Source organism: Burkholderia sp. SIMBA_051, assembly GCF_046534915.1.
GTDB lineage: Bacteria > Pseudomonadota > Gammaproteobacteria > Burkholderiales > Burkholderiaceae > Burkholderia > Burkholderia ambifaria.
Genome location: NZ_JAWRXS010000003.1, coordinates 149589 through 162736, shown reverse-complemented (window position 1 = coordinate 162736; position 13148 = coordinate 149589). Strand labels below are relative to the sequence as shown.

General features: G+C 69.3%; 11 protein-coding genes. 5 read left to right on the top strand and 6 right to left on the bottom strand.

What is annotated here, in order from left to right:
* Positions 1-2: 2 nt before the first annotated feature.
* The 4 genes from SB771_RS08185 to SB771_RS08170 all read right to left on the bottom strand — a co-directional run bounded on the left by SB771_RS08185 (position 3) and on the right by SB771_RS08170 (position 5419).
* Entirely contained in the window at positions 3-2504 is a 2502-nt protein-coding gene (locus SB771_RS08185; RefSeq protein ID WP_175660479.1) for a DNA internalization-related competence protein ComEC/Rec2, read from the bottom strand.
* Positions 2505-2561: 57 nt separating this feature from the next.
* The gene (locus tag SB771_RS08180) at positions 2562-3350 is read right to left on the bottom strand and encodes a TatD family hydrolase (protein ID WP_165751670.1); all 789 of its coding nucleotides are present in this window, start codon (positions 3348-3350) and stop codon (positions 2562-2564) included.
* A gap of 64 nt (positions 3351-3414) precedes the next feature.
* Positions 3415-4173, bottom strand: a complete 759-nt coding sequence (gene lolD / locus SB771_RS08175; RefSeq protein ID WP_011657367.1) for a lipoprotein-releasing ABC transporter ATP-binding protein LolD — start codon at positions 4171-4173, stop codon at positions 3415-3417.
* On the bottom strand, positions 4166-5419 hold the full coding sequence (locus SB771_RS08170) for a lipoprotein-releasing ABC transporter permease subunit (RefSeq protein ID WP_105787636.1): 1254 nt from the start codon (positions 5417-5419) through the stop codon (positions 4166-4168). The genes lolD and SB771_RS08170 overlap by 8 nt, the downstream gene beginning before the upstream one ends.
* Before the next feature lie 152 nt (positions 5420-5571).
* On the opposite strand from SB771_RS08170, the gene SB771_RS08165 reads away from it, so the two are divergent.
* The 5 genes from SB771_RS08165 to SB771_RS08145 all read left to right on the top strand — a co-directional run bounded on the left by SB771_RS08165 (position 5572) and on the right by SB771_RS08145 (position 12316).
* Positions 5572-6648 (top strand): regulator, encoded by a 1077-nt coding sequence (locus SB771_RS08165; protein WP_175660478.1) that lies wholly within the window; start codon positions 5572-5574, stop codon positions 6646-6648.
* A 10-nt stretch (positions 6649-6658) separates the two neighbouring features.
* The gene (gene recJ, locus SB771_RS08160; protein ID WP_011657370.1) at positions 6659-8356 is read left to right on the top strand and encodes a single-stranded-DNA-specific exonuclease RecJ; all 1698 of its coding nucleotides are present in this window, start codon (positions 6659-6661) and stop codon (positions 8354-8356) included.
* Between the two features lie 152 nt (positions 8357-8508).
* Positions 8509-9613, top strand: a protein-coding gene (gene prfB, locus SB771_RS08155; RefSeq protein ID WP_098143590.1) for a peptide chain release factor 2 whose coding sequence is annotated in 2 segments (ribosomal slippage) — positions 8509-8589 and positions 8591-9613 — 1104 coding nt in all. Because the reading frame shifts where the segments join, the coding sequence is not laid out codon by codon here.
* 76 nt (positions 9614-9689) lie between these two features.
* Positions 9690-11216 (top strand): lysine--tRNA ligase, encoded by a 1527-nt coding sequence (lysS, locus tag SB771_RS08150; protein ID WP_011657372.1) that lies wholly within the window; start codon positions 9690-9692, stop codon positions 11214-11216.
* Between the two features lie 344 nt (positions 11217-11560).
* Entirely contained in the window at positions 11561-12316 is a 756-nt protein-coding gene (locus SB771_RS08145) for a glycine zipper 2TM domain-containing protein (RefSeq protein WP_012364217.1), read from the top strand.
* A 132-nt stretch (positions 12317-12448) separates the two neighbouring features.
* Here SB771_RS08145 and iscX read toward each other — a convergent pair whose 3' ends face one another.
* Positions 12449-12658, bottom strand: coding sequence for a Fe-S cluster assembly protein IscX (gene iscX / locus SB771_RS08140; protein ID WP_006754136.1), 210 nt, complete (start codon positions 12656-12658; stop codon positions 12449-12451).
* A 76-nt stretch (positions 12659-12734) separates the two neighbouring features.
* A complete protein-coding gene (fdx, locus tag SB771_RS08135) occupies positions 12735-13076 on the bottom strand; it encodes an ISC system 2Fe-2S type ferredoxin (protein ID WP_011657374.1) in 342 nt (113 codons plus the stop codon).
* Positions 13077-13148 lie beyond the last annotated feature (72 nt).

Below are 13148 nucleotides of genomic sequence, written 5' to 3'. Positions count from 1 at the left end.
GGTCACCGGTCCATCCAGTACCGTCGCCGCGCATCGCGATAACGCTCGAAAGCGAACCCGCCGCCCGCCGGCGCGACGTCGAACCGCACGGCCCCGTCGCGATCGGTGCGCGGCAGCGGAATCCCGCGCGCCTCGTAGCGCGCGAGGACCGTCCGGTGCGGATGCCCGAAGCGATTGCGATAGCCTACAGGAAATACCGCGACGCGCGGCTCGACCGAATCGAGGAAAGGCTCGACCGACGACGTGCGGCTGCCGTGATGCGGAACGACGAGGATCTGCGCGGCCAGTGCGTCGCGCGCGTCGGCCACCAGCCGCCGTTCGGCGCGTGCCTCGATGTCGCCCGTCAGCAGTGCCGACGTGCCGCCCGCGTCGATGCGCAACACACACGATTGCTCGTTCGACGGGCCGGCGCCCGCCACGCCGGGCGGCCACAGCATCGTGAAGACGACACCGTCCCAGGTCCACCGCTGCCCGGCCGCGCACGGCAGCCGATCGGCCACGCCGGCCGCCTGCGCGTCGCGCCACAGCCGGTGCCGCGGCGCAATGCCGGCGAGCAGCTGGCGGACCTCGGCCGCCGCATAGACGGCCGCCGCGCCGCCCGCGTGATCGGCATCCGCATGGCTGAGCACGAGCGCATCGATGGTCCGGATTCCGCGTGCGCGCAACGCCGGCGCAACGATCCGCGTGCCGGCATGAGTCGACTCCGCACCCGGCCCCGCATCGAACAGCAGGGCCCGGCGCGCGGTCTCGACCAGCACCGACGCGCCCTGCCCGACGTCGAGCACGGTCAGCCGGAAACCGCCCGACGGCGGCGCCTCGGGCGCCGGTGCGACCAGCGGCAGCCATGTGAGCGGCGCCGCCCAGCGCAGCGGCCAGCCGCGCGGCATCAACGCCCACCCGACACCCACGCACGCCAGCACCAGCACCGGCCAGTCCGGCATGGGCAGCCAGAACACGCCGGCCGGCCAGTCGGCGAGGTGCCGGAGCAGCGCCATCATCGGTTCGAGCGCCGCATGCGCGAGCCGGAATGCATATGCGTCCAACGGCGCGGGCAACCCAATACCGGCGAGCACGATCGGCGTCACGACGGAACTGACCCACGGAATCGCAAACGCATTGCCGAGCGGGCCCGATACCGAGATCTGCGCGAACCACGCGGCCGTGAGCGGCGCGAGGCCGAGCGTCACCGCGTACTGCACGCGCGTCGCCTCCGCGATCCGGCGCCCGGCACGCGCGCACCATGCGCGCAGCCGGCGCCGGCGGTCGACCGCGGCGGCGCCGTCGGGCGCGCTGTCGTCGGCGCTGTCGAATTCACGCACTGCGCGCCAGCCCGCCACCGCCATCAGGATCACGGCGACCGCCCCGAACGACAGCCAGAACCCGGCCGACAGCACCGCCCACGGATCGGCAAGCAGCACGCCGCCGAGCGCCGCGCACAACACCGCGGAAGTCGGCACGCTGCGTCCGGCCAGATAGGCAGCCGCGCCGGCCGCGATCATCCACCACGCGCGCTGCGCCGGCACGTTGAAGCCGGCAAGCGCCGCATAGCCGGCGGCAGCTGTCAGCGCCGCCACGGAAGCCACGTAGGGCGCCGGCATCACGAGCGCCGCGGCACGTCCGCGCCAGCGCAGACGCCGCCAGACCATCGATACGATCCCGCCTGCGATCGCGCCGACGAGCCCGACGTGCAGGCCCGAAATCGCGACCAGATGGCTCGTGCCCGTATTGCGCAGCACGCGCCAGTCGTCGTCGACGATACCGGATTGATCACCGACCGCGAGCGCGGTGACGATGCCGCGATGGCGCGCGTTGTCGGGCCCGTCGCCGAGCCCGTCGCCGATACGCGTGCGCAGCGCGTCGCGCAGCCGATCGATCGATGCGCGCCATCCCGCTGCGCGCGCGTCGAGCAATTCCGCGCGCTCGGGCGCGACGACATAGCCGATCGCACGAATGCCCGCGGCGAGCCACGCCGCCTCGCTGTCGCGCACGCCGGGATTCGCCTCGGCATGCGGGCGCTTCAGCCGCACGACGAGACGCCAGCGCTGCGCCGCGCGCAAATCGGGAATCGCATCGCGCGCGGCGGGCGCGCCGTACGTGCGCCATGACAACCGGATTACCGGCGGGAAACGGGCCAGGCCCGCGTCGTTCGATTCGACGGCCAGCAGCAGTCGCGCGCCGGTGTCGTCGATCACCGGCAACCCGCGGATCACGCCCGTGACGGCGATGTCGCGCCCTTCCCATTCGACGGGCAGGCTGTCACGCAGCCGCCATTCGGCGCGCGCGGCCGCATAGCCGAATCCGATCGCACAGGCGGCGCTTGCGCACAGCATCCACCGGAGCGCGACGATCGCACGGGTTCGACGGCGCCGCGCACACCATGCGAGCAGCGCGCCGCAACCGGCCAGCACCGCCGCCCCGATTACCCAGCCGCTCGCGCCCGGCAACGCCGCCTGCCGCTGCAGCACGACGACGCCGAGCGCGAACGCGATCCACCCCACCCGCATCGCGCCTCCTCGTCGACCCGGCGCCGCCGATGTCGATGCGGCGCCTTCCGGCAACGATTATGCGGACGAAAGTGCGAGGCGCGGCAGCGCGGCGAGCGCGTTAGCCGTTGTGGATAGGCACAAGGAGTGAGCGTCGACGCCGCGCAGTTCGGCGAGCACGGCGCCGATGCGCGGCACCTGGTCGGGCGTGTTGCGGGATTTGTACGCCCACTCGGGCGCGATGTCGGGCGCGTCCGTCTCGACGACGATCGCGTCGAGCGGCAACTGCGTGGCGAGCCGGCGGATCTGCAACGCGCGTCCGAACGTCACGTTGCCGCCGAAGCCGAGGTGCAGCCCCTGCGCGAGATACGCATCGGCCTGCTGAAAGCTGCCGTTGAACGCATGCGCGATGCCGCGCCGCACGCCGAAGCGACGCAACCCGGCGAGCACGCGGTCCTGCGACTTGCGCACGTGGCACAGCACCGGCAAGTCGAATTCGCGCGCGAGCTTCAGTTGCCCCTGATAGAAGAATTGCTGCCGCGCTTCGTCGAGCCCCGGCACGAAGTAGTCGAGGCCGATCTCGCCGATCGCGACGAAGCGCGGATCGTCGAGGCTCGCCTCGATCTCCATGCGCAGCCGGTCGAGATCCGCGTCGTGCGCGTGCGGTGTAAAGATCGGATGGATGCCGAGCGCATAGACCGCGCCCGGCGTGCGCTGCGCGAGCTCGCGCACCGTCGTGAAATTGTCGCGCCCGACGCTCGGAATCACGATGCGCGACACGCCGGCCGCGCGCGCCGCCTCGGCGACCGCGTCGCGGTCGGCGTCGAATTCGCCGGCGTCGAGATGGCAGTGCGTATCGATCCACATGGCGGTTTTCCTGCGCCCTCGCCGCGCCGCCGGGTTCACCCGGCAGCCCAGCGGGAGCGCTCGTTCACACCGGCAGCGCCGGCTCCTCGTGCAGCACGCCGTCGCGCAGGCGCATGATGCGATCGCAGCGCGCGGCGAGCTCGGGGTCGTGCGTGACGATCACGAAGCTCGTTTCGAGCGTCTCGGACAATTCGAGCATCAGGTTGAACACCGTATCGGCCGTCGTGCCGTCGAGGTTGCCGGTCGGCTCGTCGGCAAGCACGCAGGCCGGCTTCGTCACCAGCGCGCGCGCGATCGCGACGCGCTGCCGCTCGCCGCCCGACAGCTCGCCCGGCCGATGCTTCGCACGCGGGCCGAGCCCGACCCGTTCGAGCATCGCCTGTGCCTGCTCGCGCGCATCCTCGGTCGTCATCCGGCGAATGCGCAGCGGCATCGCGACGTTGTCGAGCGCGGTGAATTCCGGCAGCAGGTGATGGAACTGATAGACGAACCCGAGCGCGCGGTTGCGCAACTCGTTGCGCTCGCGCTCGGCAAGCTGCGTGAACGGCTTGCCGAGCAGCGACACTTCGCCCGCGCTCGGTTCGTCGAGGCCGCCCAGCACGTGCAGCAGCGTGCTCTTGCCGGAGCCCGACGCGCCGACGACCGCGAGCTTCTCGCCGCGCCGCACCGTCAGCTCGGTGTCGTTGAGCACCTGCACATTGAAGCCGCCCTGCACGAACGCCTTCGTGATCCCGCGCGCCTGAAGCACGTATTCCTGCATACCTGCCGAATCCTGTCTGATGGGTTGTCGTGAATCCGCGAATGCGGTCGCGCGATCATTCATAGCGCAGCGCCTCCGCCGGCTTCACCTTCGCGCCGCGCCAGCTCGGATAGAGCGTCGCGACGGCCGACAGCACGAACGCGATCAGGCCGATCTTGATCACGTCCCCCGCGACGAGCTCGGACGGCAGCTCGCTGATGAAGTACACCGACGGCGGCAGGAACTGCACGCCGAACAGGTGCTCGATCATCGGGATCAGCCACGGAATGCTCCATGCGATCAGGCAGCCGAGCGCGACGCCCGACGCGGTGCCGACGAAGCCGATCGTCACGCCCTGCACGACGAAGATCTTCATGATCGAGCCCGGCTGCGCGCCGAGCGTGCGCAGGATCGCGATGTCGGCCTGCTTGTTGGTCACCGTCATCACGAGCGACGACACGAGGTTGAACGCAGCGACCGCGATGATCAGCGTGAGGATGATGAACATCATCCGCTTCTCGATCTGCACGGCCGAGAACCAGGTCTTGTTCTGCTGGGTCCAGTCGCGGATGTACAGGCTGCCCGACAGCGTGTGCGACAGCTCGACCGCGACCTGCGGCGCCTTCTGCATGTCGGTGAGCCGCAGCCGCACGCCGGTCGGCGCGGACATCCGGAACAGCGCCTCCGCGTCGCGGATGTCGACCATCGCGAGCGTGCTGTCGTATTCGTAGTGGCCCGATTCGAACACGCCGACGACCGTGAACTGCTTGAGCCGCGGCATCATCCCGGCCGGCGTGATCGTGCCTTCGGGCGCGACCAGCGTGATCTTGTCGCCGACCGTCACGCCGAGGTTGCCGGCGAGCGCATCGCCGAGCACGATGCCGAACTGGCCGGGCACGAGCGCGGTCAGCTGGCCCGCCTTCATGTCCTTGCCGATGTCCGACACCTGCGGTTCGAGCGACGGCTCGATGCCGCGCAGCATCACGCCGCTCACCGCGTCCTGGCGCGTGAGCAGCGCCTGCGCATCGACGTAAGGCGCCGCGCCCGTCACCGACGGATTGCGGCGCGCCTCTTGCGCGGTCAGTTGCCAGTTGGGCATCGAGCCGGTCGGCGAGAACACCTCGACGTGCGCGAGCACCGACAGCATGCGGTCGCGCACTTCCTTCTGGAAGCCGTTCATCACGGACAGCACGACGATCAGCGCCGCGACGCCGAGCGCGATGCCGAGCATCGACACGAGCGCGATGAAGGAAATGAAGCCGTTGCCGGTCGTGCGTTTGCCGGCGCGCGTGTAGCGCCAGCCGATCTGCCATTCGTACGGAAGTTTCAAGCGAATCCTTTCTGCTGGTTACGGCGGGGATGACGGCCCGCGCCCGGGAGCGCCATCCGGCGGAGGCCGGCCGCCCGGGCGCGGTCGAAAAACGGTCGCCGGACGCAATCGGGCCGTCCGCCGGCCCGATCACGCGCGCAGTTTGCCATACAATGCGCACCATCATGCACGACCGACGCCTCCATTTCCTCGTTCCGTTCGCGCTGCCGTCGGCAGCCGATGCGGCCTCGTCCCTGCACACGCTGGACAGTCCCGCGCTCGAAAAGTTGCTGGCCCGCGCGAGCCTCGTCGAGCGCGTGGCCGGCGAGGACTTCCAGCGCACGCTGCCGCACGAGCGCTGGCTGGCCCGCCAGTTCGGCGCGAGCCGGGGCAACGCCGCGGACGAGGCGCCGCTCGCGCCCTACATGCTGCTGGCGGACGGCGGCGACCCGGGCACGCAGGCCTGGGCGTGCGTCGAGCCGGTGCACGTCCAGATCGCGCACGATCACCTCGTGCTCGTCGACCCGGCCAGCCTCGCGCTCGACGACGGCGACGCGGCCGCCCTGCTGGCCGTCGCACGCCCGCTGATCGAGGAGCTCGGCGTGCGGCTGGAAGCGCCGCAGCCGACCCGCTGGTACTTGTCCAGCGAACAGCTCGCCCGCCTCGCCGGCGCCGCGCCGCTGCGCGCGAGCGGCCGCAACATCGAAATCTGGCTGCCGCACGAGGCGCACACCGGCGAACGTTCGCGGATGTGGATGAAGCTGCAGAACGAAGTGCAGATGGCATGGTTCCAGCACCCGGTCAACGAAGCGCGCGAAGCGCGCGGGTTGCCCGCCGTCAATTCGATCTGGTTCCATGCGCAAGGCACGCTGAAGCCGGTCGGCAAGCCGTTCGAGCGCGTGCTGTCCGCTTCCCCCGCGGCGCTCGGCCTCGCGCGCGCCGCGCAGGCCGAGGCCGGTGCCGCGCCGGCCGCCTTCGGTGCGCTGCCCGCCGGCGCCGGCGCGACACTCGTCGAGCTGCCGGCGCTGTCCGCTCCGTTCATCGAACAGGACTGGGCACGCTGGCATGACGCGCTCGCCCTGCTCGAGCGCGACTGGTTCGCGCCGACCCTCGCCGCGCTGCAGAACGGCGAGCTGGCCAGCGTCGATTTCACGCTGTGCGGCGACACCAGCTCCGTGACGCTGCACGCGACGCGCGGCGACCTGCGCAAGTTCTGGCGCCGCCGCGCGCTGGCGTCCCTGTTCGAATGACCCCACTCGTATGACCCGGATCGTTACCCGCCCCGTCGCGCCCGCCGACGCCGAAGCGCTCGCGCGCCACGGCCTGCACCCCGTCCTCGCGCGCCTGTATGCGTCGCGCGGCGTGCAGTCTCCGACCGACATCGAGACCGCGCTCGCGCGCCTCGTGCCACCCACCGAACTGAAAGGCTGCGCGGACGCCGCGGCGCTGCTCGCCGACGCGATCGCCGACAAGCGGCGCCTGCTGGTCGTCGCCGACTACGACTGCGACGGCGCGACCGCCTGTGCGGTCGCGGTGCGCGGCCTGCGGATGTTCGGCGCGCAGATCGACTACCTGGTGCCGAACCGCTTCGAATACGGCTACGGGCTCACGCCCGAGATCGTCGAACTCGCGGCCGCCCGCAAGCCCGACCTGCTGATCACCGTCGACAACGGTATCGCGAGCGTCGCGGGCGTCGAGGCCGCGAATGCACGCGGCATCGACGTGCTCGTGACCGACCACCACCTGCCCGGCGACGCGCTGCCCGCCGCGCGCGCGATCGTCAACCCGAACCAGCCCGGCTGCGCGTTCCCGAGCAAGCACATCGCCGGTGTCGGCGTGATGTTCTACGTGTTGCTCGCGCTGCGCGCCGAGCTGCGCCGCCGCGGCGCGTTCGCGAGCAAGGAAGCCGAGCCGCGCCTCGACGGACTGCTCGACCTCGTCGCGCTCGGCACCGTCGCCGACGTGGTGCGGCTCGATGGCAACAACCGCGTGCTCGTCGCGCAGGGGCTGCAGCGCATCCGCAACGGCCGCATGCAGCCGGGCATCGCCGCGCTGTTTCGCGCCGCCGGCCGCGAGGCGCGCACCGCATCGGGGTTCGACCTCGGCTTCGGCCTCGGCCCGCGCCTGAATGCCGCCGGGCGGCTCTCGGACATGTCGCTCGGCATCGAATGCCTGATCACCGACGACATCGGCCGCGCGTGGGACCTCGCGCAGCAGCTCGACGTGATGAACCGCGAGCGCCGCGAGATCGAGGCCGGCATGCAGCAGCAGGCGCTCGCCGACCTCGCCGACGTCGATCCGGCCGACGCATGCACGATCACGCTGTTCAATCCCGAATGGCACCAGGGCGTGATCGGCATCGTCGCCGGGCGGCTCAAGGAGAAATTCCACCGCCCATCGTTCACGTTCGCGCATGCGGACGAAGCCGGCACGCGGGTCAAGGGTTCGGGCCGCTCGATTCCCGGCTTCCACCTGCGCGACGCGCTCGACCTGGTGTCGAAGCGCGAGCCCGACCTGATCGTCGCGTTCGGCGGCCACGCGATGGCGGCCGGCCTCACGCTCGGCACCGACGACGTGCCGCGCTTCGCGGCCGCGTTCGAGGCGGTGGCGCGCGAGTGGCTGTCCGACGACGCGCTCGCGCGCGTGATCGAGACCGACGGCGAACTGGAGGACGCGTATTTCACGCCGCAGTTCGTCGGGCTGCTCGACGAAGCCGTCTGGGGCCAGGGCTTTCCGGCCCCGCTTTTCTCCGGCGAGTTCGACGTCGTGTCGCAGTCGCTCGTGAAGGAAAAGCACCTGAAGCTGCAGTTGGCGCGCGGCCGCCAGCGCTTCAACGCGATCTGGTTCAACCACACCGAGCCGCTGCCGGCGAGCGCGCTGATCGCGTATCGCCTCGTCGCCGACACGTGGAACGGCGTGACGCGCGTCCAGCTGATCGTCGAGCACGCGGCCGGCTGAGCACCGGCCACCCGGCCCGCGCGCTCGCGGGCCGCATGCGCGCCGCGCCGAACGGGGCCACGGCGCGCATGCAAGCACACTCCGCGTCACCGGGAAACCCCGCCGATCGGCTATAATTCCGCTTTTTTACGAAGCAAGAACAGCGAACGATCATGGAAGCGGAACGTCTCAACGCGATCGAAAGCTCCCTGCTCGACCTGCGCACCCGCGCGGGCGAGCTTCGGGGGTATCTTTGACTACGACGCCAAATCTGCGCGTCTGACCGAAGTCAACAAGGAACTCGAAGACCCGAACGTCTGGAACGATTCGAAGAACGCCCAGGCACTCGGCCGCGAGAAGAAGCTGCTCGAAGGTGTCGTCACGACGCTCACCGCGCTCGATAGCGACCTGCGCGATGCGCTCGACCTGTTCGAGCTCGCACGCGAGGAAGGCGACGAAGACACCCTCGTCGCCTCCGAAGACGACGCGAAGAAGCTCGAAGCGCGCGTCGGCGACATCGAATTCCGCCGGATGTTCTCGAACCCGGCCGACCCGAACAACTGCTTCATCGACATCCAGGCCGGCGCCGGCGGCACCGAGGCGTGCGACTGGGCGTCGATGCTGCTGCGCCAATACCTGCGCTACTGCGAGCGCAAGGGCTTCAAGGCCGAAGTGCTCGAAGAGTCGGACGGCGACGTCGCCGGCATCAAGAACGCGACGGTCAAGGTCACGGGCGAATACGCATACGGCTTCCTGCGCACCGAAACGGGCATCCACCGCCTCGTGCGCAAGTCGCCGTTCGACTCGTCCGGCGGCCGCCACACGTCGTTCTCGTCGGTGTTCGTGTATCCGGAAATCGACGACTCGATCGAAGTCGAGGTCAATCCGGCCGACCTGCGCATCGACACGTACCGCGCGTCGGGCGCGGGTGGCCAGCACATCAACAAGACCGACTCGGCCGTGCGGATCACGCACATGCCGACCGGCATCGTCGTGCAGTGCCAGAACGACCGCTCGCAGCACCGCAACCGTGCCGAAGCAATGGCGATGCTGAAGTCGCGCCTGTACGAAGCCGAGATGCGCAAGCGCCAGGCCGAGCAGGACAAGCTCGAATCGAGCAAGACCGATGTGGGCTGGGGCCACCAGATCCGTTCGTACGTGCTCGACCAGAGCCGCGTGAAGGACCTGCGCACGAACGTCGAAATGAGCAACACGCGAGCCGTGCTCGACGGCGATCTCGACGACTTCATCAGCGCGAGCCTCAAACAGGGCGTGTAAGCGCCGCGGCGCGGCCTCTCCGGTCGCGCCCGCCCTTCCCGTTGCGTTGCCGCACCCACTCCGAATTCCGACCATCATGACCGAACCGACCCAAACGCAGCCCGCCGTCGCGGCGGACGAAAACCAGATCATTGCCGAGCGCCGCGAGAAGCTGCGCGCATTGCGCGAGCAAGGCGTCGCCTATCCGAACGATTTCCGGCCGACGCATCACGCCGCCGATCTCCAGGCCACCTTCGCCGATTCGGACAAGGCCGCGCTCGAAGCGAACCCGGTCGAGGTGTCGGTCGCCGGCCGCATGATGCTCAAGCGCGTGATGGGCAAGGCGAGCTTCGCGACGGTGCAGGACGGTTCGGGCCAGATCCAGTTCTTCGTGACGCCGAACGACGTCGGCGCGGAAACCTACGACGCATTCAAGAAGTGGGACCTCGGCGACATCGTCGCCGCCCGCGGCGTGCTGTTCCGCACCAACAAGGGCGAGCTGTCGGTCCAGTGCAAGGAGCTGCGCCTGCTGTCGAAGGCGCTGCGCCCGCTGCCGGACAAGTTCCACGGCCTCGCCGACCAGGAGATGCGCTATCGCCAGCGCTACGTCGACCTGATCGTCACGCCGGAAACGCGCGACACGTTCCGCGCGCGCACCCGCACCATCGCGTCGATCCGCAAGTTCATGGACAACGCCGACTTCATGGAAGTCGAAACGCCGATGCTGCACCCGATCCCGGGCGGCGCCGCGGCCAAGCCGTTCGTCACGCATCACAACGCGCTCGACATGCAGATGTTCCTGCGCATCGCGCCGGAGCTGTACCTGAAGCGCCTGATCGTCGGCGGCTTCGAGCGCGTGTTCGAGATCAACCGCAACTTCCGGAATGAAGGCGTGTCGCCGCGCCACAACCCGGAATTCACGATGATGGAGTTCTACGCCGCGTACACCGATTACCGCTGGCTGATGGACTTCACCGAGCAGCTGATCCGCCAGGCGGCGATCGATGCGCTCGGCACCGCGACGATCCAGTACCAGGGCCGCGAACTCGACCTCGCAAAGCCGTTCCACCGGCTGACGATCACGCAGGCGATCCAGAAGTACGCGCCGCAATACACCGACGGCCAGCTGTCGGACGACGCGTTCCTGCGGACCGAACTGAAGCGCTTCGGCGTCGACGTGTCGCAGCCGGCCTTCCTGAACGCCGGCATCGGCGCGCTGCAGCTCGCGCTGTTCGAGGAAACCGCCGAATCGCAGCTGTGGGAGCCGACCTACATCATCGACTACCCGGTCGAAGTGTCGCCGCTCGCACGCGCGTCGGATACGACGCCGGGCATCACCGAGCGTTTCGAGCTGTTCATGACGGGCCGCGAGATCGCGAACGGCTTCTCGGAGTTGAACGATCCGGAAGACCAGGCCGCGCGCTTCAAGAAGCAGGTCGAGCAGAAGGATGCCGGCGACGAGGAAGCGATGTTCTTCGACGCCGACTACATCCGCGCGCTCGAACACGGGATGCCGCCGACGGGCGGCTGCGGGATCGGCATCGACCGTCTCGTGATGCTGCTGACCGACAGCCCGACGATCCGCGACGTGCTGCTGTTCCCGCACCTGCGCCGCGAAGACTGACGTGCCTGCGTGTGCGCCGCGCCCCGCGGCGCGCACGCGGTGCGGTTTGTAACCACGCGTAAATCCCGCCTGCCGGCGCCCGCCGGTTTTCGATCCTCCCCCGTTTTATCCCCTCGTCGTGACAGCCTTCTCCGGGTTTTCCCGGTTACGCGCGCCGGTCCCCCGCTGCAATTCGTTACACCTTGATACGGTGCGCCGCGCGCCGGTAGACGACACTCCTGTTGCGTCACCACGCATGACCACGGGACCAGAACGCGGCGCCGGAACGCCAAGTCTGCTCGCTCCCGAAGCGTGGGATCCGGCCAGCGCCAACGTGCGGAGCCAGATCGACACCGGAGAAAAACATGGACAACCAGAATCAGACCACGCCGCAAAAGCAACGCCTCCACCCGCTCATCGCGACCGCGGCAGGCGCCGTCATCGTCGCCAGCCTCGCCGCCACCGCCGCGATCACGGGCATCTTCCCGAAGGCCAGCAGCAACAACGCGCAGAACGGCCAGACCCAGGCCGCGCTGATCGCGTCGCAGCCGGCCGTCGATACGGCCGCGGCAGCCAGCGCCGCGCTGGCCGCGCAAGCACAGCAGCAGGCAGCCGAACTGGCCGCGCAGCAGAAGGCCGAGCAAAAGGCGGCGGCCGAGAAGGCGGCGGCGGCACAAGCCGAACCGAAGCCCGCGCCGCGCCCGGCAGCCACGCACCGCCGCCACACGCCGGCACCGCAACCGCCGCAATATGCGCAACAGCAGTCCGCGCCCGCTCAAGCGGCCTATTGCCAGACCTGCGGCACGATCGTCTCGATCACGCAATCGCGCACGCCGGGCCAGAGCTCGGGGATCGGCGCGGTCGGCGGCGCAGCAGCCGGCGGCCTGCTCGGCAACCAGTTCGGTCACGGCAACGGCCGCACCGCGATGACCATCATCGGCGCGCTCGGCGGCGGTCTCGCCGGCAACCAGGTCGAGAAGCAGGTGCGCGCGGAAACCGACTACCAGGTGCAGGTCCAGATGGAAAGCGGCGCGACGCGTACGTTCACGTACCACAGCCCGCCGCCGTTCGGCCAGGGCCAGCGCGTGCGGATCGAGAACGGCACGCTGGTCGGCGCGTAACGCGTAACGCATGAGGAATCACCGCGCGGCTGTTGTGCCGCGCGGGAAATGAAAAAGGCTCGTGACAGCGTCACGAGCCTTTTCTTTTTGCGGGAGCGGCGCCGAGCGAGTGCCGGGCGCCGGGCGCGAACCTCAGTCTTCGTCGTCGAAGTCGGATTCGTCGATCCAGTGAGCCTGGATCGCTTCGAGGATCTTCTCGCCCGAGTGGCTGGGATCGTCGGAAAAGCCATCGAGCTCGATGACCCATTGGCGCAGGTCGACGAAATTGATCCGCTGCGGATCGACGTCCGGATGCTTGTCTGCCAGCGCGATGGCGATTTCGCGCGAATCGGTCCATTTCATGGCCTGCTCTCCCGTGTACATAGCGAGTTCGCTAGGCGGAACGCACGTGATGCGCGCCGCCCGCCCCGCCGAACCGTCAGTGATTTTCCTTCGCGTGATTGATCGAGTACTTCGGGATCTCGACCACCAGGTCCGAATCTTCCTGCACGATCGCCTGGCACGACAGGCGCGACGTCGGCTCGAGGCCCCACGCCTTGTCGAGCAGATCGTCTTCGTCCTCCTCGGACGGCTCGAGATCGTTGAAGCCCTCGCGGATCACCACGTGGCAGGTCGTGCATGCGCACGACTTCTCGCATGCATGCTCGATCTCGATCCCGTGGTCGAGCAGGTTGTCGCAAATACTCTTGCCGGGCGTCGCGTCGATCACTGCGCCGTCCGGACACAGTTCGACGTGAGGCAGCACTACCAGTTGAGGCATGTCCGTTCCGTCAGTCAAGGTGCGGCGGCTGGCGCCGCACGGTTCAATATCGCGCGGGCCGTCGCCGGCCCG

What these genes read in the sequence shown, in the direction of transcription:
- SB771_RS08180 (WP_165751670.1), bottom strand. Translation starts at nt 3,350, where the DNA reads ATGTGGATCGATACGCACTGCCATCTCGACGCCGGCGAATTCGACGCC.
- iscX (WP_006754136.1), bottom strand. Translation starts at nt 12,658, where the DNA reads ATGAAATGGACCGATTCGCGCGAAATCGCCATCGCGCTGGCAGACAAG.
- lolD (WP_011657367.1), bottom strand. Translation starts at nt 4,173, where the DNA reads ATGAATGATCGCGCGACCGCATTCGCGGATTCACGACAACCCATCAGA.
- fdx (WP_011657374.1), bottom strand. Translation starts at nt 13,076, where the DNA reads ATGCCTCAACTGGTAGTGCTGCCTCACGTCGAACTGTGTCCGGACGGC.
- SB771_RS08185 (WP_175660479.1), bottom strand. Translation starts at nt 2,504, where the DNA reads ATGCGGGTGGGGTGGATCGCGTTCGCGCTCGGCGTCGTCGTGCTGCAG.
- SB771_RS08165 (WP_175660478.1), top strand. Translation starts at nt 5,572, where the DNA reads ATGCGCACCATCATGCACGACCGACGCCTCCATTTCCTCGTTCCGTTC.
- lysS (WP_011657372.1), top strand. Translation starts at nt 9,690, where the DNA reads ATGACCGAACCGACCCAAACGCAGCCCGCCGTCGCGGCGGACGAAAAC.
- recJ (WP_011657370.1), top strand. Translation starts at nt 6,659, where the DNA reads ATGACCCGGATCGTTACCCGCCCCGTCGCGCCCGCCGACGCCGAAGCG.
- SB771_RS08145 (WP_012364217.1), top strand. Translation starts at nt 11,561, where the DNA reads ATGGACAACCAGAATCAGACCACGCCGCAAAAGCAACGCCTCCACCCG.